The organism is Haloarcula sp. MBLA0163, from assembly GCF_055632435.1.
Genome location: NZ_JBVMVV010000003.1, coordinates 83,343 through 102,810 on the forward strand (window position 1 = coordinate 83,343; position 19,468 = coordinate 102,810).

Here is a 19,468-nt window from a genome sequence, read left to right on the forward strand (position 1 = left end):
TATTACTCTTAGAGCGAGCCGGTTTGGCCGCGTCGGCGCTCACATTTAGGTGAAGAACGCTGTCGAAGATAAATCGGGGAGCGCGTTCGCAGCCGGTGCGAACGCGCCTCACCGGGGGAACTACTCACACCAGAACGGATGAATCGCTTTTTTATACAGGTATTAAGTAAGTCCACGGAGCCCTGAGTGGATTGCACTGTATGGCCGGAATAGAGGGGTCGAACGACCACATACTCGACCTACTCAGCGACGACGTCGTGAAACAGATTCTGATCGTAACCGACTGTGAGCCGACTTCGGCTCAGTCGTTGGAACCACACTGTGACGCATCGCTAGCGACTATTTATCGACGTATCGAGGACCTACTCGAGTTCGGTCTTCTTCGCGAGCGAACAGAACTGCAGTCCGATGGCAATCATTACAGACGGTTCGAGTCGAATCTGGATCGTCTCGAGGTCAGTCTCGACGACGGCGACCTAGCGATTGATATCGACAGGCGTGATGACGCACCGGACCGTCTGCGGACAATCTGGGACGCGATGCAGCCGGGGTTGGACTGATGTTCCTCGGGTTGCTTGCCGCGAAGGCCCTGATCGTCGTGCTCGGACTGGTAATCGCACTGCAAGGGTATCGGGCTGCCCGTCGTGAACGTAGCCAGCGGATGTTACTCGTTGCGGGCGGATTCACGCTTCTCAGCGTTGGATCGGTCCTCGAAGGCATTTGCTACGACGTGTTCCACTTTTCGACACTGCTCTCTGGCGCGATTCAGACAGGATTCGTGGGTCTGGGCATGTCGCTCATCGTCGTTTCATTATATGCACCCGGCACCGGTGGGCGACCGACAGAGACGGAGACGCCCGAAGTCAGGAACCGGGACTGACGACACAATCAGCAGTCGACCAGCGAGCAGTCGAACACGAACGACTCCTGTACCGACTCAACTTGGTCGATCAGTTCCGACACGGACGGTCTGTCGCCGACAGCGTCGCCACGATGGGTGAACACCACTTCGGGAGCCTCGCCCCGAAGGTCCAGGACGAGACTCTGTGGGAGACGACCAATGAGGTCGTGGAGCGAGCCAATGGGACCGTACTGGGTCGGCTGGTCGTACGCTTCGGCAACGCGTTTGTTACCGTCGGCCAGCAGTGGAAACGGGAATTCGGCCTCGAAGTTCTCCTTCCACGACCGGGCTCTCTCAACCGGTTCTGGCAGAATCGGTACGATTGCGGCGTTGAGTTCGTTGAATCGGCGCGCTTCCTCAACCATCGACTCGACCTGTGTCTTGCATTTGGGGCAGTGATAATCCCGTAGAAACAGCAGGACCGCGAAATCCGTGGCTGTGTCCACGTCGCTCAATGAGAGAGAGTCCGGACCAACACCGACGTTCGGGAGTTCAAAATCTGGTATTGCGGACGTATCAGGGGTCATAGGTACGGCTTACAGTTTGTGTTGGATGCGTATGAAAGACGGAGTAAGCCGGACGTAACGGAGCAAGGGTGACGTTATCAGGATTCCGCTATGTCTAGGTTTTTATTCAAATCATCTCTATTGTGTACACATGAGTGACGATCAGTCACGCTACGAGTACGACGTAGTGGTAGTCGGCGGTGGCCCCTCAGGGATGACTGCAGCATTGTACGCCACACGGCTCGGCCACCAGACAGCCGTAGTCAACCGTGGCGGCGGCCGCGCCGCGATGATGCAAGAGGTCCACAACCTGCTCGGGGTCACCGAGGAGACGAGCGGCATGGAGTTTCTCAACATTGGCCGTGAGCAACTCCAGGAGTACGGCTGTGACCTCCAGCAGGACATGGTCCAGTCGTGTGCACCCACCGAAGACGGCCACATCAGGCTGACGGGTAACAGCGCCGAGTACGACGCCGAGGCAGTCGTTCTCGCCACTGGGTTCAACGACATCCGGCCAGAGCCACCATTGCCCCGGACCGGTCGCGGGCTCCACTACTGCCTGCACTGTGACGCCCACATGTTCGTCGACGAATCGGTGTACGTGATGGGCCATGCCGAGAGCGCCGCCCACGTCGCCGGCATCATGCTGAACTTCACCGACGAAGTCGACCTGCTCACGCGTGGCCACGACCCCGAGTGGAGCGACGAGACGGACGGCATGCTCGACCGACACCCCATCGACGTCGTTCACGAGGACGTGACCGGCGTCCAGAACGGCGAGGACGGCTGGCTGAAGGCCCTCGAGTTCGAAGACGGAACGGTCCGAGAGTACAAGGGTGGGTTCGCGATGTACGGCGCCGAGTACAACAACGGTCTGGCCCGCGAACTCGGCTGTGACATCAACGACGACGGGACTGTCGCCGTCGACGATCACGGTGAAACCAGCGTCGAGAACGTCTACGCGGTCGGGGATATGACGCCGGGCCACAACCAACTCCCGGTCGCGCTGGGGCAAGGCGCGAAGGCCGGCATCGACATCCACTTCGAACTCCGTGACTTCCCACGAGACCCCGAACTGCTCGACGAACAGGGACCGGTGCGCTCCGAAGAAGTGCCGGGCATCCCGGACGAACTGCTCGAACAGGCCGTCGACTTCCACACCTACGGCGGGGACTGAGTCGCGTCCCGTCGGTCGAGGAACTCCTGAGCGCGCTTCCGACCCAACTCCTGGAGTTCGTCGAGGAACGCCGGGTCGCGGTCTACCTTGGTCGAACAGTGGAACCGTTTCCCCATCTCGATGCGGTGAATCTCGGTCTTTGTGAACTCGTCATCGGGGAGTTTCCCGTCCTCGACCCAGCCGTTGACTCGCTCGATGAATCCCAGTTCCTGATTGAGCGAGATGTTTCCCGATAGCTCGTTACGCCGGTCGGCGATGACCTCACTCGTCGTCGGTTCACCCTCGAACGTCTGTGGGTTCACTTGAATCACCCACAGCTCCTCGGGCTTGCGGCCGGGTGGCTGGTCCATCAGGTCGCTGACCGGTGGATTCTGCGAGAACAGCCCGTCCCAGTGGTAGTGGCCGTGTATTTCGACAGCCTCGAAAAGGTTCGGCACTGCCGCTGATGCCAAGACCGCGTCGACGGACACGTCCTCGTTCGTGAACGTCTCGAACACGCCGGCGTTGATATTGACTGTCCCGACGACGAGATCCGGCACGTCGCGCTGACAGAGCTCGGGAATGGTGTCGAAGTCGATGTAGCGCTCCAGTACGGTGCGGATGCGTTGCTTACCGAGTTCCGGCATCGGGAGCTGTGAGGGACTCACCGAGGGAATGGCGAAACCCGCACTCTCCATCCGAGAGAGACCAGTCACCCAGGTGTTGAGCCACTGATCGCTCGGCCCGTCGACGGCCATGTCTGACCAGATGCCCTCGAGGATATCCGCCGCGTCGTCGGCGTCGCCGGTCAGCAAGCCGTACCACATCGCGAGTGCGTTGAACGCCCCACCGGAACTGCCGCTGATGCCGACGAGGTCGTATCGGTCGTCGTCCCAGTGGGCCAGAATCTCTCGGAGGACGCCTGCCGTGAAGGCAGTGTGGCTCCCGCCACCCTGACACGCAATGGCGACTCGGGTCGGGTCACGCTCTTCACTCATAAGTGTGGACGTAACCACCATCGAATAATAAATCGCCACCGTTGAGGTGTTTCGCGTGGCTAGAAAAGCCGAACACAAAGAGGTTGGCCACCTCTGCTGGCGTCATCATTTCTTTGGTGCGGGCCTGTCCCAGCATCACCTCCTCAATCACCTCCTGCTTCGAGATCCCGCGCTCCGTAGCGGTATCCTCTATCTGATCGACCATCAGCGGCGTCAGCACGTATCCAACGCTCACAGAGAACCCGCGGAGGGTCCCGTCACCCTCGGCGGCGATAGCACGTGTCAGGCCGGTCAGACCATGTTTCGCAGCAATGTACGCCGGTTTGTCTTTCGTCGCGTAGTGGCCGTGGACCGAAGACATGTTCGCGATTGCGCCGACGCCGTCGTTCGTCGCCTCGATGTGGGGAATTGCTGCCTGCGCGGTTTTGAACGGCGATCGCAGCATGATGTCGAGCAAGAGGTCGTACTTTTCCATCGGGAACTCCGCGATGCTGGCGATATGCTGCATACCAGCGATGTTCGCGACGAACCGAAGATCACCTTCCTCGGCGGCTGCCTCGACCACCGCCTCTACGTCCTCGTCGTCCGTCAGGTCCGTTTCGATGCCGTGGAACGCGCCATCGGCGTCAAATTCGGAGACGACATCGCCAGTCCCGTCCAGTCCTTCGGCATCGATATCGGCACCGACGACCGTCAGCCCATTGCTCGCCAGTGCGACGGCGGTCGCACGGCCAATACCGGACGCGGCACCGGTCACCAGTGCGACGGAATCGGTGACGAAGTATGGGTCATCAATACGAAGCAGGTCGTCAGGAGTCAACTCCGGTGCAGATAAGTCCATCTCTTGGTCGGGCATCGTGTACTCGGATAGACAGAGACAGTTCGTGTTCATAACTGCATCTCACGTTGGAGTAACGCCGAATATCCGTCGTCGTCGGTTTCGTCACAGGAGCGAGGTGAGCTAGCAGTTAGCGAGATACTTTAGGTAAGTAGAGGGTGTCATAGAACGATTAGCACACCAAAGAGCAGGGTGAACGCTGAGGTGGATGAGTTCAGCGACCCTGCAAGATGATCCTTCGGTAGACTCGTTCTTCAATGTCGTGGAGACCGAAACGCTGGCGCTGTTCGAGCATCTCTCCTTCGAGTTTCTCGAAGAGTTCGACGTGTTCGCCCCGGCGAACACGGGGCGAACACGAGAGCACGAACCACCAGAGCTGATGCGTGGCTTTCTCCACTGCTACTACAAGGACATCTACGGCATTCGTCCCGTTGAACGAGAGCTTCGAAACACGGTTGTCTGGGTGAGCTGTGGATTCGATCGACCGGCGTCAAGAGACGCGGTCGATCGCTTTCTCACCGACCTCGAACACGTCGTTGATGATATCTTCACCCACCTCGTCGAGCAGGCCGCCCGCCGCGGCCTGCTCGACATGACCTACTGCATCAATTCAACCGACGTGAGGGCAATGCCTGACGACCAAGATGCGTCGAAATGCTACGATCCTACCGACGAAGAGTACTACTACGGCTACGGCTGCACAATCGTCTCCACCGCACAAAAGATTCCGATTGCAGCAGAGTTCACCGAGAGCAAACAAGCGCCAGAAGAGACGGCGATGCGCGTCACACGTGACGCACTCGCCGTCGCCACGCCGATCTGGATGGTCGGTGACAGCGCCTACGATACGCTCGACTGGCACGACCACCTGCTGGCCGCGGGGGTCGTGCCAGTCGCCCCGTACAACGCGCGAAACACCGACGACCCGAAAAACATCGAGTACAGGGTCGAAGACCGCATCGAGAAACACAGCAAGGACGTTCAGCTGAAGCAATCAACGCTAGACGAGACGTACAATCGCCGCACAGGAGTCGAACGTACCAACGAATCAGTGAAGGACTGCGGCCTCGGGCGAACGCACGCCCGAGGCCGCATCCACGCACGAGCGCAGGTTTTCCTCGCTCTGTGCCTTCGCCTCGTTGTCGCTATCACCAACTACGAACGCGGAGACAATCCGGGAAGCACGATCATCACGGTGTGACAAGAGTTCTATGACTCCCTCAACAAGTTATTGAAGTCGGTTTCGTATGCACTCTCTCTTGACCGTGTAAATTCCAGACCTACACGTCACCGATTTCCGGGTTCCAGACAGGTGTGATCGGGGCTTCCAGTCGTTCAATCTCGTCGTCGGTAAGTTCGACATCAAGTGCATCAACGTTACTTTCGAGATGATCAAGAGTCCGTGGCCCAACAATCGGTGCATCGACGACTTCCTTATGCAGCAGCCATGCCAGTGAAACCTGCGCTGGCGACGCGTCTTTCTCCTCGGCGAGGTCTCGGACGACGTCGAGCACCTCCCAGTTCTCGTCGGTAAACCGTTTCTGCATGAACTCGTCTGTCGCCGCGCGTCCCTCTTCGGGATCTTTCTCACGCTCGTACTTCCCCGCGAGGAAGCCTCCGGCGAGCGGCGACCACGGAACAACGCCGAGATCCTGGTCGTCACAGAGTGGTAACACGTTTGCTTCCTCGTGTCGATCGACGAGGTTGTACTCGCATTGCATCGAGATGAATCGCTCGTCGTGATTGATGTCGGCCTCGTGCAGTGCTTTCATCAGTTTCCAGGCCGGCATCGTACTCGCCCCGACATACCGAACAAGGCCTTCCTCGACAAGGTGGTCGAGGGCCGCAAGTGTCTCCTCGATCGGTGTGTGCTCGTCCCACCGGTGAATCTGGTAGAGATCGATATAGTCGGTGCCGAGTCGGTCGAGACTCGCGTGGGCTTGGTCGAGGATGTGTTTGCGAGAAAGACCCTGTCCGTTTGGCCCCTCGTACATCTCGCCATACACTTTGGTCGCAACGACGAGTTCCTCCCGGTCGCGGTCGGCGAGAGCTTCCCCGAGGATCTCTTCGCTTTCGCCGTTTGAGTAGACGTTCGCTGTGTCGAAGAAATTGATTCCGAGATCGACTGCCCGGTCAATGACCGTGCGTGCTTCATCGTGATCGTGAACCATCCACGGCTGTTCACTTCCGAAGTTCATACAGCCGAGACACAATCGAGAGACTTCCAGTCCCGTGTTTCCGAGGTATGTATACTTCATCGATAAAATAGTCACTCCACATCAAGTTAAGATGTGGGGCTAAGTTAGTCAGGTTCAACCGCTCTCTCGGTCTGAATCTCCACGGTTTCCTGTTCGAGTGTGGGGACTATCTGCGGTAAGTGCGGTCTCTGTAGTTAGCGATTCGGCAGGTGCAGTATCGGGGGGTGTGTGAATTGTTCTATGACACCCTCTAAGTAGATAGTATATCGAAATGTAACGGAGGCACCAAACTATGTCCACGAAGACTGACGATAGTCACGAGAGGTTCCCAACTACCGGCCCAGTGGCGGGCGACTACGCGCGGTACACCCACGTCACGTCGGGCGAAGATACCATCATCTACGACGAAGACAAAGAGGACGCGTGGGTTCAGGCTACCCAGTCGCTGGACCTCGATAGTTGGCGGTAGCCACCGACTGTTCTTCGGAGGACCATATGAGAGGCGTGCCGGGCGGAACACTGTGAACGAGACAAGCTGAGCGCCACCGCCGTCGTCACTCACGCGTCTGATTCTGATTCGTCGACGACGAGTTTGAACACTTTTTTGCGGGCATCAGGCAAGTATACTTCCGAATCAATAAATCCCAGACGTTCCAATCTATCGAGGGCGCTGCGAACAGTTCGTTGCGGGAGGGTCGTTTCATCGACGAGTTGTCCCTGAGTTAACGGTTCCTCGTGGACGAGGGTAATATAAACTAGTTTTGCGCTGGGCGGACACTCGGAGAGCTGACTGCGCCGGTGCTCTGGAAGGTTGCGCGGTCGCACGGTCACCCCACGACTAGTTCCAGTGCTAGCACGATGCCCCCGACAATAGCGAAAACGATACCCAGTCCCGTCTCCATCAGTTCACTCGGGACGTATTTACCGACTCGGGTGCCGATGGTTCCGCCGATGAGGACTCCCGGAATCGACCACGCAACAACGTACCAGACCGGTGTCGCAGTCAGAGCGTGGACCACGGCACCGGCGACAGCCGTGATACCGAGCACGAAGACACTCGTGGCGACTGCGACACGGGGCGGGATACGGCAGCGGACAATAAGTTGTGTCGTGACGATTTCCGGCAGGCCAGCACTGATGAGTCCAGTGATGAACCCACCGACCGTCGAGAGGGCCACGCCCGGTGGCCGCCAGCACGTGTCGTACCGAAAGCTTTCGCCGTCGGTGGCTTTTATTTCCGTACTGCCTCTCCCGGTGTTTTTCTTTTTGAGGAACTCGCCCTCGCACTCCCCCGGTTCACACCGTTCAGGAGACTCGTAGTAAACGAGAAAGCCACCCAGTAAGAGCAGTCCGGCACCGAAAATGAGCTTCAGGAGCGTCGGATCCACGAAGTGGGCAGCGAACGCACCGACAACGATGGCCGGTACCGACCCCGCGAGCAGCCACTTGGCGGTCTGGAAATCGACGACACGCTGTTTTACATACGACCGCAAGCCGTTGCCCATCCCGAACACTTCGGTCAACAGGCCCGCCCCGATTGCTTGGGAAGGCGTGAGACCCACGACGAGCATAAAAAAGGGACTAAAAAACAGCGCTCCAGAGACGCCGGATGATAATGCCACTGTCGCGAACACAATCGACACCGGAAACACCCACCAGTGGGCGAGGAACTGTTCCATGGGGAACGCGCCGACGGCCGACAACTGTCCGGATACGACTGCCATCACGATCGCCCCAACTGTGCCCAGAACCACGAATCGGTTGCCGTCGACTGGGACCTCCATTCTCAGGCAAATCGGGTCTCGATGGTCTCGTCGTCGGGCGTCCAGCCGACGAACTCGCCGCCCTCGAACGGGAGGTCGACCGATGCAACGTAGTTACACAGGCCCACATAAAAATCGACCAACAGGCCGACTGCGACGATTTCAGCCGGTGAGTACGCGTCGGCGAGCGCGTCGTGAATCTGGTTGGTCACCGTGCCGGTCGCGACAGCCTCAGCATACTGGACCAGGACGAACTCGGCGTCGTCGAAAACAGAAAAATCTCCACCACCGATAGCCCGCATCTCGTCGGTAGTGACCCCTTTGTCACGGGCAATGTCTACGTGTTGGTGCCACTCGTAACGGGCGCCTCGGGCCCGTGCGACCGTGAGAATGACCAGTTCCTTCGTCCGTGGAGTGAGCTGGTCGTACAGCGTGTTCAAATACTCCAGCGTCGCCTCGAGTAGTTCCGGGTTGTGTGCCCACACTCGGAATATGTGGCGGTCACCGAGATAGTCGTCCGTGAACAGGTGATGATACGATTCGGGTATATCGTCGATATCGAGGAGTTCGAGTCGGGTCACGTCAAAAGAAAGCTGCGGGTCTACAATAACCGTAGCTCACCCGAACGTAACATGGTTGTTGGTTGCAAAGGGAGGTTACGTACGTGTTACAAAAGAATTAGATATATACAAATTATCTCTCTGATCAATAACTGTATCCAGGGATCGACATGGACGAGAGCATCCCGAACCACGACGCCGACCTAAACGAACGGTACGCGAAGATCTTTCGGTACAGTAACGACGCCATCATGGTTGTCGATTTCGGCACCGAATCGTTCGTTGACGTGAATCCATCCGCCTGTGAGATGCTCGGATACGATCGTGAGACGCTTTTATCACTGGACCCGAGCGAGATTCACCCGGACGATATGGACCGCGTGCGAGAGTCGTTCATTGATGACGTGCAACAGACCGGGTCTGGGTGGACGGACAATTTGACTTGCATCACAAAAGACGGGCGAGAAATTCCGACAGAGGTGTCTGGGGCCACACTGGAATCTGAAGGTACGTCGTCAGAACAGACACGAATGATCGCTATCCTTCGAGATGTGTCCGAACGCGTCCGCCGCCAACGCGAACTCGAACGGCAGGTAGAAAGGTTAGACCGATTCGCGCGAACGGTCTCTCACGACTTACGGAACCCACTGACGACACTACACGGCCACCTCGAACTTGCCCGCGAGAACGGTAAAGAACAACATTTTAAAAAAATGGAAACTACTATTACAGAAATCGATACCATCGTGGATAACGTCCTGACATTGGCGAGGGCCGACAGCGTCGATGAAAATAATCTCGGACCCGTTGACCTCGATACCGTCGGGACAAAAACATGGGAACAAGTTCAGACAGCGGACGCGAGCTTACGGACGGATGCATCCGTCAGTTTGGTGGCAGACGGCGATCAACTCCGAGAACTGTTCGATAACCTCTTTCGGAATGCGGTGGACCACGGTCCGGTTGACGTGACAGTCACACTCCGGGCTACCGACGACGGGTTTGTCGTGAGTGACGATGGCCCTGGGGTGCCCCCAACAGAGCAGGACCAGGTATTCGAATGGGGATACACAACAACCGACAGTGGCACCGGATTCGGGCTAGCGATCGTAGCGGACATCGTAGCGGCTCACGGCTGGGATATCGATGTCTCGGACAGTGAGGCCGGAGGTGCAGCGTTCGAAATCACGGGCGTCACTTTTGTTTGAGCAGTCAAAACCTGCCGCTATGCTCGTCTTCGGGCGGCTGGAGGTGCCGCTTACCCCAATTTTCCATTGCACTTACCACTGGCTCAAGTTCGCTCCCCTGCTTGGTCAGCGAGTACTCGACACGGAACGGTTGCTCGCTAACTATCGAGCGCGCGACCAATTTCTTTTTTTTTAAAGATCCTCCAGACTGTCTGAGAGGACCTTACTTGAGATACCATCGACTTGATTTTGTAATGCGCTGAACCCGAGTGGTCCGTCATTCAGGAGTCTATGGATGATCACCGGATGCCACTTCCGACAAATGAGCGTCGCCGTCGAGGTGACGGGACACCACTCTTTGCCAGCGCACCACACCTGAAGTCCATCGGACGAGTCACGCATGCTATGCTGAACTGTTCGTCCTGTAGGATTATATAATTACTCTACGTAACCGACTTACGATACACTACTATTTTCGTGAATCGGTTATTTGACCGTTTCAACGGCGGTTTGGCTGCTGCCCAGTCCGATTGTTTGTCAGAATTCTCGGCGCACCACGCGTATCGGATCATTTGCGTCTGATCCACAAAGAGTACCACACCATCACGATACGTCGATATCTCTGAAATTCGTTGTTCAACACGTAGTACGTTTCAGCGACAGTCCCATTACTTTCGGAGAGTAGCGGGTAGTCCACTTTAGCGGGCGAATCACGGTGACTGAACTTACTGTCAGTCGAAATGCCGTACACGCCTATGTCGGTGTCGAAATCAAATCACGACAGATCGTGTAGATCGCAAACGTTCTGTCGACACATCGGAGTGAACTACCCCACCCAGCTCAACCGCCAGAGTAGGGTAGGGTATTTTACAATCAAATAAATAGACATTCAGCAACACCGGCTTGGATCCGAGTGCGTCGGACAACCGAGATCGCTCTACATTGGCAGATTATTTCGATATAACTTACAGGAATATAAAATCCGGTGCTCTGTCTCCCTTGACGGAAATACTGGACCCGTATGAGCCAACTACTTCAATCGCTACTACGGTGGCGTAACGCCTTAAAAAAGATTATGCCGTTTTTTATTCGCCATCTACCGCCTCTAGCGCTGCCGGGAGGGCAGCGTATATTTCAGCAGTGTGTGCGAGCGCATCGACCGTCGTTCGCTCGTCGACGGCGTGTGCCGTCTCCGTCCCGAGCGCGAATTCGACAGTCGAGATGCCTCGGTCTCGCAGTGTCTTGGCGTCACCGCCGCCGGTGGCGCTCCGAGCCAATAGCTTGCGTCCGGTGACCGTGCATCCGGCGCGCTGGACGGCCTCGACAAGTGGCGCGTCGGGTGACTCGTAGGTACCGTCACTCCACTCGACGGACGATAGTGTCACGCCAGTTTGTTTCTCAACGAACGTGCGGATGCGGTCCAGAATCGGTTTGGTAGCGACACTCGCCGTCAACCGCACGTCGATCGTCGCACGAGCGGTCACGGGAACACTGTTTATATTGTCACCCCCCTCAAACGTTCCAAGGCTCACGGTCGGGCGCTCGAACAGGTCCCAAGCGGTGTCCTCGCCCATCAGCGGTGAATAGTAGGCGACCGATTGAGTGAGGATGCGCTGGACATCGGGATGCAGGTCGAAGCGCACAGCGTGAAGTTCCTCGCGAAAGGTATCAACCGTCGCGTACAACCTATCGACGGCGTTCTCTCCAAGCATCGGCCGGGAACCGTGAGCTCCCTCACCTGTCGAGGACAGGGTCAGCCAGATGCTTCCTTTGTCTGCCACGGCGACGGCTGGACGGTCCGGCGTCCCCGACAATTCGCCGATGACGCATGCCGATGGGGCGCTCTCGAACGCGTCAAGCCCGTGCAAAACTGCGTCCCCACCGCCCGTCTCCTCGTCAGTAACAAAGGCGAACCCCACTGGGATTGATCCATTTTTATCGACCGTCGCAAGACTGCGCGCCGCTGTCAACATTCCGGCGACGGCACCTTTCATATCAGAGGCACCTCTGCCGTAGACGATATCGCCATCACGCTCGCCCAATGGGTCTACTGACCACTCACTCTCGGTGTATGGCACCGTATCTAGGTGGCCGCTGAACACGAGTTCTGGTTTCGGATGCCCCTCAATCCATGCGACTATACCCTCGGACTCGTCGTCAGCAAGTCTTCGTGTGACAAGACCAGCCGATTCGAGTTTCTGTTCCACGTACGAGACGGCGGCGGCGGTTTCTCCGGGTGGGTTTTGCGTGTCAATCGAGAGTAGGTCCAGCGCCGTCGTCACCAGCCGATCACGGTTGTCGTCGGTACCAGCTGCCGTCTCAGAGTCCTCCATCATCTGTGGTAGCTCACAACGGGACGTACGTTACCATCGCGCCGAGAACGATCCCGTACACCAGATGGAACAGCGTGAACATGCCAACCATAGCCGGCTCGGGCTCCATCGCAAGGACGACTCGCATCCAGAACACCGCGCCGACAACGGTCAGGACAAGCCCGTACACGACTGCCCACAGCAGGCTTGTAGTGAGCGCACCGGGACCGACGCCGAAGCCGAGCGCTGTCACAACGACAGCAAAGACTGCCCCGGCACCAATGCCATACAGCATGTGCAACGCCATGCCTTGCATCATGTACGACTCGGGACCTTCGTCGCCGACATACTTCGCCCAGAGGGCTGCCGTCGGTGGGGGTGAGTCGTCTCCGAGTGCCATCATGAACATCGTCATAACTATTGTTGCGACCAATCCGCCGACCAAACCGCTGAGTATGCTTACCATGGGTGAGTTCCTGACGCGTATTGCGTCTGTAGGTTACCTCCAGTAACCACATACTGCACAGTAAGTAATAAACCGGGTGTAACGTTCGGATTAGTTGGTTACGTCACCGTAACTCATTCTGGGTTTCTAAGTCCGTTACCGTCCAGCGCTCTGGGTGGGCGCGAACGCAGTTCTTAAGCGGTACAGCTTCTTCGAAAATTACGTTCATTAGGTTATCTGAGCGTGTCATAGAATCCATCTCATAGCTTCTCGCAGCCCGGTTCGTTTCCTCGCTCGTAGTTGGTGATGGCGACGACGAGCCGTAGGCAGAGCGCAACGAACACTTCTGTTCGTGCGTGGACGCGGCCTCGGGCGCGAACGTGCCCGAGGCCGCAGTCCTTGACTGCGTCGTTGGTTCGTTCGACTCCTGTCCGGTTGTTGTACGTCTCGTCCAAGATGGATTGTTTCAGCTGAACGTCCTCGCTGTGTTCCTCGATGCGGTCTTCGACCCTGTACCCGATATCTTTCGGGTCGTCAGTGTTTCGCGGGTTGTACGGAGCGATTGGCACGACCCCTGCGGCCAGCAGGTGGTCGTGCCAATCGAGGATGTCGTAGGCGCTGTCTCCAAGCATCCAGATCGGTGTATCGACGGCGAGCGCGTCACGCGTGACGCGCATCGCCGTCTCTTGGTCTGCTTGTTTGGCCTGTGTGAATTCCGCTGCTATCGGGATTTTTGCGCCGGTTGAGACGACCGTACAGCCGAAGCCGTAGTAGTACTCCTCGGCTGTTGGGTCGTAGTTCCACGACGCAGCGTCGTTGTACTGGATCGCTTCGATGTGGGTCGAATCGATGGAGTACGTGGAGTCGAGCAGGCCGCGGGCGGCGGCCTGCTCGACGAGCCTGTCAAAGACATCGTCAATAACGTGTTCGAGGTCGGTAAGAAAGCGGTCAACCGTGTCTCTGGATGGCGGTTTGTCGAGTCCGCAGTAGTACCAGACAAGGCCGTTCTGAAGTTCTCGTGTAACCGGACGCGTGCCGTAGACGTCCTTGTAGTAGCAGTGCAGAAAGCCACGAAAGAGATCCGGTGGCTGATGCACTCGTGTTCGCCCCCGGCGAGCGGGGGCGAACACGTCGTACTCCAGTAGAAACTCGAACTCAAGGAACTCAAACAGCGGTACTGTCTCGGTAGCCGCCGCATTCAAGAAGTCGTCTACCGAAGCTACGTCTTGCAGGGCGTTGGTACTGCTGGACACAGTTTCCAAACCCTGCGGCCTCCCTTGGGAGGCTTTCTATGACACGCTCTATCTCATAAAAACATCCGAGAAGGGTAGACTTCTGTCTGGTTGTCTAGCACTTACTATGCCATAACGCCGTTACCTGGGTTTTACCCGCCAGTTATGATGCCCTCGTAACATGTGTTGATATGGGACACCGATGGAGAGACAACAGTGGAGCGACGAGATGACAATGCTCTACAATCACCTCGGGGGCGGGCACTCTTTTTTCCGTATCGAGGTGTTCGTTCGATCGCTGGCACCCGGGACAGCCAGACCACAACAGGAGGACCTCATCCGCAGACTACGGACACTGGAGGCTGAAGGCGATATCGAGACGGTCGATCTCTATATCACTGGAGATTGCGTCTGCGAATCGACGGCCGCTGCAGCAACAGACACTGGACAGTTCCTTCTCAATCGATTTGAGCGATTTGGGGCGTGGGCGAGCGAGTTCGGAGTAGACCTCGTTGGATTTCGAGATCGATGCGTCGACTCTACGCTGACGAGGACGACGGTAACGGGGCATCAATTCCCACGAATCGCTGTTGCAGTGTTTGATGACGACGACCTAGTTCTGGTCACGCCATGCGCAGAAAACGACGCGCAACACTCTGTCGCGGAACTGGTAACGACGCTTGAATCGGTCAGTGATTCCGCCGGAGAACAGGATCTGTCTGCCTGAGGCCAACGTGGATCGACTGTGTGGTTCTCTCGCCGACCGAGTCTCTCAAGAAGCGAATTGATTTTGCCTAGTTTTTGAACCAATCAGTCGAAGTGGACCCCGTTCCGAGATTCATGAAGCGATTCGCAGATCGCCCCCTGGCCCTCGATGTTCGCGGCAGCGAGCCGCGCGTCACGGACAATCGATTCGAACGACTCCGGGTCGGAAGCTAGCGGCTCGCCTTCGCGGTCAGCGAACAGACGATCGCTCTCGTCAGCAACGAGGCCCGTCTCTCGGGCCTTGTTGAGATACTCGGCCAGTGGGTCGCGCGCCACGGTGACCGTCAGTGCGCCATCTTGGACGGTTACAGCCGCCAAATCAGAACTAAAATCAAGTTCGATGTCGGCCCGCGTCAGTGGCGCGATCTGATCGGGATCGAGTCCGCCCTGTTGGAGGGCCTTGATCGCGCTGTGTTGGCGAGCGAACCGGGCCTTCTCGTCGAGTTTTTGCTGGACAGCCATGATGCCGTCTTCGGCGTCCTCGAACACAGAGTCGAAGGAGCGACGTTGATTGACACCGGTCGTGATCTCGTCGCCGTGCATGTGGTCCGAGAGACGGACAGTAACGGACGTGACGCCGGAAACCACCTCAACTTCGTCTCGGATACCCGTCGCCATCATCCACGCAAAGGCAGGCGAACACCAGGCCGTCGGAAGCACGAACGCAACGGTCACTGCCCCATCGTCAATCTCGATCGCTTCGACGTACTGGAGTTCGACGATAGAGCGATCCAGTTCAGGGTCGTGGACGTGGTCGAGACGGTCGCGGATGGCGTCGAGATCGACCGACTTGTCGGTGGTCACCGAGGAGTGGGCTATCTCCGAGTGGTTCGTCGAGCCCGGTGAGTCCGGTGGATCTGTCGTCGCCATGGTTCAGTCCGCCGATGCCTCCTCGTAGCTGTCGCCGAGCTCAAACTCCTGGCTGATCGCGTCGTCGCGGAACTGTTCTTTCTTTTCCTCGATGTCGATGTTGTAGAGCCGTGCCGCGTTTTCTCCCATGATCTTTCGCTTGACGTCTGGGGAGAGTTCGACGCCGTACTCGGCTCGTTCCTCCTGGGTCAACTCCGCGTTCATCACTGCCGGAACGAGCCAGTCGGGCTCCCAGATGCCGTAGTCGCTGCCGAAGAGGAGGTTGTCTTCGCCAACCCAGAACAGGAGTTCGCCCATCATCTCGGCGAACTTCCGCGGGCGGTTCTGAGCGAATGGCGCCGCGACGGCAAGTCCGCCGTAGACGTTAGTCTCCTGGGTGGCGATGTGACAGAAGTCGTCCACACGCGGGAAGCCGACGTGTTCCACGATAAAGTTGAGATCCGGGAACGACGTGGCCGCGTCGTCGACGTCGCCAACGTCGAAGGCATCGCGGTTCAACGGCCGGATCGTCGGTCCCTTGTGGGCGTGGATGTTCTCGATCCCGAGTTCGGCGCACTTCTCAAGGAAACGGAACGATTCCTCGCTGTCGAGGCGCCAGCCCTTCGAGTCGCCGCGCCACTCCGCCGTGTAGAGCTTCACGCCCTGGATGTCATAGTCGTCCTTGAGGCGTTCGAGGTGGGCGATTCCTTCGTCGCCGTCCCGCGGGTCGAAGCTTCCATTGAGGACGAACCGCTCGGGATATTCCTCGGCGAGTTCGGCGTTCTGATCGGTCGTATTGAACCCCTCGTCGTAGAAGTCAGTCAGGTACGTCGGCTGGAAGATGCCCATGTCGACGTAGCCGTCTCGGAAGAGGTCCTGGATCATTCGTTCGGCTCCGTACTGCCGGTACGTGTCCATGTCCCACTGCTCTTCCTCGGGCGTGAACGCCGTGTGGTAGTCGTAGAAGCACTGGATGAACTGTTCGCCGCCCTCGTGGACGATGTTCTCCTCTGTCGCGTCCCAGAGGTGGATGTGTCCGTCGATGACGAACACGTCTTCGCCGTTGTGCGTGTACATTGCTCTTGGATAGTGGTAACACACGGCAATAGTGATTTTACCGATAACTATAGGCGTACTTCTTAGGCAGAGTGGTGCTATTGTTAGAGTGTGACATGCACGCAGCACGACTCCACGAGTACACGGACGACATGAGCGAGGGACTGACGATCGAGGAGATCGACCGACCGACAATCGAGCGGTCGGACGGCGTCCTCGTCGAGGTGATCGGTGCCGGATGGTGCCAGACGGACAACCACATCATCGAAGGAATGTGGGACGAGTACGTCGACCAGGACCTGCCGATGACGCTTGGCCACGAAAACGCCGGTCGAGTCCTCAAAACAGGTGACGAGGTTGACATCGTCTCAGAGGGCGACCAGGTCATCTGCCATCCGGTCCAGACGTGTGGAACCTGTCGACCCTGTCGACTCGGCGAGACGATGTACTGCGAGAACCAGTCGTTCAACGGATTGACGATCGACGGCGGGTTCGCCGAGTACCTGCTGACCAGCGAGCGGTCGGTGATCCCGCTGCCCGATGGCGTCGATCCGGCAGAGATCGCACCCCACGCCGACGCCGGGATCACTGCCTATCACGCCGCAAAGAAGGCAGTCGCCGAGCTGAATCCCGGTGACCACGCCACCGTCATCGGTGTCGGCGGCCTCGGTCATATCGGCGTCCAGTGTCTCGACGCGATGAGTGCGGCAGAGATCACCGCAGTCGACCTGAAAGACGAGGCACTCGAACTGGCCGAGGACCTCGGCGTCGACCACACTGTCAATCCCGAGAAAGACGACGTACGCGAGTTCATCGACAGCGTCACCGACGGCACAGGTGCAACACAGGTGCTTGACTTCGTCGGTGCGGATGTGACGACCGAGTACGCCCCCGACATCACCGCCGCCGGTGGCGACCACCACATCATCGGCTACGGCGGCCACATCCACGAACCCGCTCAGGCACTTGTCAACGGTGAATTTTCCTACGTAGGTAATATCGTCGGACAGTTCTCGGAGCTTCAGGAACTCGTCGCTCTGGTCGAGCAGGACGAGGTCGATCTACACACGTCCTACTACGACCTCGACGATGTCAACGTAGTCGCTGAAAAACTCGAACATGGTGAGATCGAGGGTCGAGCGGTGATCCGCCCATAGGTAGCGAAGGATGGGGATCGAACAATACTACGGAACTTCGCCCTTCATCGATCCCCGGAACCACCGTCCTGTCTCCGCGTTGCATCACTTGCAGTAGGCAACGACTGTACTCTCGTCATCGGTTCGTTCCAGTCGCCCCTCCGTGTCGGTCTTGCACTCCGGACAGTGTCGCAGTTTGCGTTGCTCCCAGTACTCCAGCGGTGCGCCGAGCGCGAGCGCGCGGACGCTTATCGTCTCCCCGATTCCAGCCACGCTGGAACTCCTCACGGTCGAATCGGATAATCTCGCCTTCGTCGACCGCCACCGGATCGGCCTCGGTCTTGAACGTCGCCGTCCACGACTGAACGTAGAACGGTTCCTCCTGTACCTCGTGGTTGTGGTAGGCGAACACAAAGCTATCGCCGGGTTCGTGCTCGTAGTAGTTGATCGCGAGGTCGGTGACACCGAGCGGCTCTGTGAGGTGGCGCATTACTGCCGCCGGCTGGACGCTGTTGTTTACCTCGTCGATGCGAACCTTCTCGATGCGTGTCCTATTCGGGCCGAGAATATAAAAGACGGCAAGCGAGTGGTGTGTCAGACGGAGATTCGTCTACAGGCGGAGCAGGCCGAGGCGGTTCACAGCAGAAACTCGGTCAGGTGGTCGGTGAACTCTGCCGTCCGATCCTCCGGAACCCAATGGTTCGCTTCGAGACCGATCAGCTCACAGGAGTCGATGTCGGCTTCGAGTCGTTCCGCCCATTCGATCGGCTGGAACTCGTCTTCGGTTCCCCACAGCAAGAGCGTGTCGGCGGTTACGTCACTCGGATCAACCTCCGTCGTGTGGCTGGTGTTTGTCGCACTCGCGTTGCGCACGACGGAGGTGACGCCTTCCTCAGAGGCCCACGGCGCCTTCATTCCGTCAAGGAATGCTTCGTCGTGGTCGTCGCCGAAGAGCGTGTCCCGGAACAGCCCATCGAGCATCCCCTGGAGTTCCTCAACGCTCGTTTCTCGTGCCGTCTCGGGCAGGCCGAGGTCGGTGATCGTCTGGATCGGCCAGGAGTCGTAGGCGACAGAGTTCGACAGGACCAGCCGGTCGATCGCGTCTGGCGTCCGGGCCGCGTAGCGTAAACCCACACCGCCACCGAGATCGTGCCCGACGAAGTCGATGGTATCGAAGTCGTGCTCGTCAACGAGACTCCGGATCGCAAGCTCCTGGGCGCGGATTGACCGGTCGAATCCGTCGTCCATCGCGGAGTTGCCGTAGCCGATCATGTCCGGCGCGATTGCACGCCGTTCCGCAGCAACCGCGTCGAACTGGTCGCGAAAGAGGTACGAGTTTGTCGGGATACCGTGGAGGAAGACAACGGGGTCACCACTGCCTTCGTCGCGGTACGTCATCTCGATCTCGTGGTCGTCCACGGTCACCGTCGTGCTGTCCTGTGCCGCAGTCCATTCGTCGTAGGTTGTCGTCATCGTCTCTCTTGACCTCGCAAATGCTTTGGTAGAAAGGCGCAAAGCGCTAGTCCCTATGTTCATAGGACCGGTTTTTATACGGATTATCGTAGT

At 58.0% G+C, this 19,468-nt stretch carries 21 protein-coding genes and 1 pseudogene; 8 read left to right on the forward strand and 14 right to left on the reverse strand.

All coding sequences use genetic code 11. The features are described 5' to 3' along the window. Positions 1-200 precede the first annotated feature (200 nt). Complete coding sequence (locus ACV7GQ_RS18185) at positions 201-560, forward strand: hypothetical protein (protein WP_470313330.1); 360 nt, start codon at positions 201-203, stop codon at positions 558-560. Next, on the forward strand, positions 560-880 hold the full coding sequence (locus ACV7GQ_RS18190; protein ID WP_470313331.1) for a DUF7521 family protein: 321 nt from the start codon (positions 560-562) through the stop codon (positions 878-880). The genes ACV7GQ_RS18185 and ACV7GQ_RS18190 overlap by 1 nt, the downstream gene beginning before the upstream one ends. A gap of 8 nt (positions 881-888) precedes the next feature. Here the strand turns inward: ACV7GQ_RS18190 and ACV7GQ_RS18195 are convergent, their stop codons facing one another. Beyond that, on the reverse strand, positions 889-1,428 hold the full coding sequence (locus tag ACV7GQ_RS18195) for a peroxiredoxin family protein (protein WP_470313332.1): 540 nt from the start codon (positions 1,426-1,428) through the stop codon (positions 889-891). A gap of 130 nt (positions 1,429-1,558) precedes the next feature. On the opposite strand from ACV7GQ_RS18195, the gene ACV7GQ_RS18200 reads away from it, so the two are divergent. After that, on the forward strand, positions 1,559-2,584 hold the full coding sequence (locus ACV7GQ_RS18200; RefSeq protein ID WP_470313333.1) for an NAD(P)/FAD-dependent oxidoreductase: 1,026 nt from the start codon (positions 1,559-1,561) through the stop codon (positions 2,582-2,584). On the opposite strand, the gene ACV7GQ_RS18205 is transcribed toward ACV7GQ_RS18200, so the two are convergent. Both ACV7GQ_RS18205 and ACV7GQ_RS18210 read right to left on the reverse strand, forming a co-directional pair. After that, positions 2,569-3,561 (reverse strand): patatin-like phospholipase family protein, encoded by a 993-nt coding sequence (locus ACV7GQ_RS18205; RefSeq protein WP_470313334.1) that lies wholly within the window; start codon positions 3,559-3,561, stop codon positions 2,569-2,571. The two genes, ACV7GQ_RS18200 and ACV7GQ_RS18205, sit on opposite strands and share 16 nt — an antisense overlap. Further along, on the reverse strand, positions 3,554-4,417 hold the full coding sequence (locus tag ACV7GQ_RS18210; RefSeq protein WP_470313335.1) for an SDR family oxidoreductase: 864 nt from the start codon (positions 4,415-4,417) through the stop codon (positions 3,554-3,556). The genes ACV7GQ_RS18205 and ACV7GQ_RS18210 overlap by 8 nt, the downstream gene beginning before the upstream one ends. A gap of 190 nt (positions 4,418-4,607) precedes the next feature. On the opposite strand from ACV7GQ_RS18210, the gene ACV7GQ_RS18215 reads away from it, so the two are divergent. Continuing rightward, on the forward strand, positions 4,608-5,600 hold the full coding sequence (locus tag ACV7GQ_RS18215) for a transposase (protein WP_470313336.1): 993 nt from the start codon (positions 4,608-4,610) through the stop codon (positions 5,598-5,600). Positions 5,601-5,679: 79 nt separating this feature from the next. Here the strand turns inward: ACV7GQ_RS18215 and ACV7GQ_RS18220 are convergent, their stop codons facing one another. Next, positions 5,680-6,657: an aldo/keto reductase gene (locus tag ACV7GQ_RS18220; protein WP_470313337.1), complete on the reverse strand. Its 978-nt coding sequence runs from the start codon at positions 6,655-6,657 to the stop codon at positions 5,680-5,682. A 232-nt stretch (positions 6,658-6,889) separates the two neighbouring features. On the opposite strand from ACV7GQ_RS18220, the gene ACV7GQ_RS18225 reads away from it, so the two are divergent. Beyond that, positions 6,890-7,066 carry a hypothetical protein gene (locus tag ACV7GQ_RS18225; protein WP_470313338.1) on the forward strand — a complete coding sequence of 59 codons (177 nt, stop codon included), beginning with the start codon at positions 6,890-6,892 and terminating at the stop codon, positions 7,064-7,066. A gap of 358 nt (positions 7,067-7,424) precedes the next feature. Here ACV7GQ_RS18225 and ACV7GQ_RS18230 read toward each other — a convergent pair whose 3' ends face one another. Continuing rightward, on the reverse strand, positions 7,425-8,381 hold the full coding sequence (locus ACV7GQ_RS18230; protein WP_470313339.1) for a sulfite exporter TauE/SafE family protein: 957 nt from the start codon (positions 8,379-8,381) through the stop codon (positions 7,425-7,427). Positions 8,382-8,383: 2 nt separating this feature from the next. Beyond that, complete coding sequence (locus ACV7GQ_RS18235) at positions 8,384-8,941, reverse strand: carboxymuconolactone decarboxylase family protein (protein ID WP_470313340.1); 558 nt, start codon at positions 8,939-8,941, stop codon at positions 8,384-8,386. Positions 8,942-9,090: 149 nt separating this feature from the next. Here ACV7GQ_RS18235 and ACV7GQ_RS18240 point away from each other — a divergent pair, with 149 nt between their 5' ends. Continuing rightward, positions 9,091-10,128: a two-component system sensor histidine kinase NtrB gene (locus ACV7GQ_RS18240; RefSeq protein ID WP_470313341.1), complete on the forward strand. Its 1,038-nt coding sequence runs from the start codon at positions 9,091-9,093 to the stop codon at positions 10,126-10,128. 4 nt (positions 10,129-10,132) lie between these two features. Here ACV7GQ_RS18240 and ACV7GQ_RS18245 read toward each other — a convergent pair. From ACV7GQ_RS18245 to ACV7GQ_RS18260, 4 genes and pseudogenes are all read right to left on the reverse strand, one after another. Continuing rightward, a pseudogene (locus tag ACV7GQ_RS18245) lies at positions 10,133-10,509 on the reverse strand (winged helix-turn-helix transcriptional regulator). A gap of 683 nt (positions 10,510-11,192) precedes the next feature. Further along, positions 11,193-12,443: a M20 family metallopeptidase gene (locus ACV7GQ_RS18250; protein WP_470313342.1), complete on the reverse strand. Its 1,251-nt coding sequence runs from the start codon at positions 12,441-12,443 to the stop codon at positions 11,193-11,195. Positions 12,444-12,453: 10 nt separating this feature from the next. Beyond that, on the reverse strand, positions 12,454-12,885 hold the full coding sequence (locus tag ACV7GQ_RS18255) for a hypothetical protein (RefSeq protein WP_220620377.1): 432 nt from the start codon (positions 12,883-12,885) through the stop codon (positions 12,454-12,456). Positions 12,886-13,124: 239 nt separating this feature from the next. Beyond that, complete coding sequence (locus ACV7GQ_RS18260; RefSeq protein ID WP_470313349.1) at positions 13,125-14,117, reverse strand: transposase; 993 nt, start codon at positions 14,115-14,117, stop codon at positions 13,125-13,127. Positions 14,118-14,298: 181 nt separating this feature from the next. Here ACV7GQ_RS18260 and ACV7GQ_RS18265 point away from each other — a divergent pair, with 181 nt between their 5' ends. Next, entirely contained in the window at positions 14,299-14,823 is a 525-nt protein-coding gene (locus ACV7GQ_RS18265; RefSeq protein WP_470313343.1) for an HTH domain-containing protein, read from the forward strand. Between the two features lie 83 nt (positions 14,824-14,906). On the opposite strand, the gene ACV7GQ_RS18270 is transcribed toward ACV7GQ_RS18265, so the two are convergent. Together ACV7GQ_RS18270 and ACV7GQ_RS18275 are read right to left on the reverse strand one after the other, a co-directional pair. Further along, the gene (locus ACV7GQ_RS18270) at positions 14,907-15,665 is read right to left on the reverse strand and encodes an iron-sulfur cluster assembly protein (RefSeq protein ID WP_470313344.1); all 759 of its coding nucleotides are present in this window, start codon (positions 15,663-15,665) and stop codon (positions 14,907-14,909) included. Between the two features lie 69 nt (positions 15,666-15,734). After that, entirely contained in the window at positions 15,735-16,787 is a 1,053-nt protein-coding gene (locus ACV7GQ_RS18275; RefSeq protein ID WP_470313345.1) for an amidohydrolase family protein, read from the reverse strand. Positions 16,788-16,882: 95 nt separating this feature from the next. Here ACV7GQ_RS18275 and ACV7GQ_RS18280 point away from each other — a divergent pair, with 95 nt between their 5' ends. Further along, the gene (locus ACV7GQ_RS18280; RefSeq protein ID WP_220620375.1) at positions 16,883-17,923 is read left to right on the forward strand and encodes an NAD(P)-dependent alcohol dehydrogenase; all 1,041 of its coding nucleotides are present in this window, start codon (positions 16,883-16,885) and stop codon (positions 17,921-17,923) included. Positions 17,924-18,007: 84 nt separating this feature from the next. Here ACV7GQ_RS18280 and ACV7GQ_RS18285 read toward each other — a convergent pair whose 3' ends face one another. Together ACV7GQ_RS18285 and ACV7GQ_RS18290 are read right to left on the reverse strand one after the other, a co-directional pair. Then, on the reverse strand, positions 18,008-18,175 hold the full coding sequence (locus ACV7GQ_RS18285) for a hypothetical protein (RefSeq protein ID WP_470313346.1): 168 nt from the start codon (positions 18,173-18,175) through the stop codon (positions 18,008-18,010). A 363-nt stretch (positions 18,176-18,538) separates the two neighbouring features. Then, positions 18,539-19,375 (reverse strand): alpha/beta fold hydrolase, encoded by an 837-nt coding sequence (locus ACV7GQ_RS18290; protein WP_470313347.1) that lies wholly within the window; start codon positions 19,373-19,375, stop codon positions 18,539-18,541. Positions 19,376-19,468: the final 93 nt, after the last annotated feature.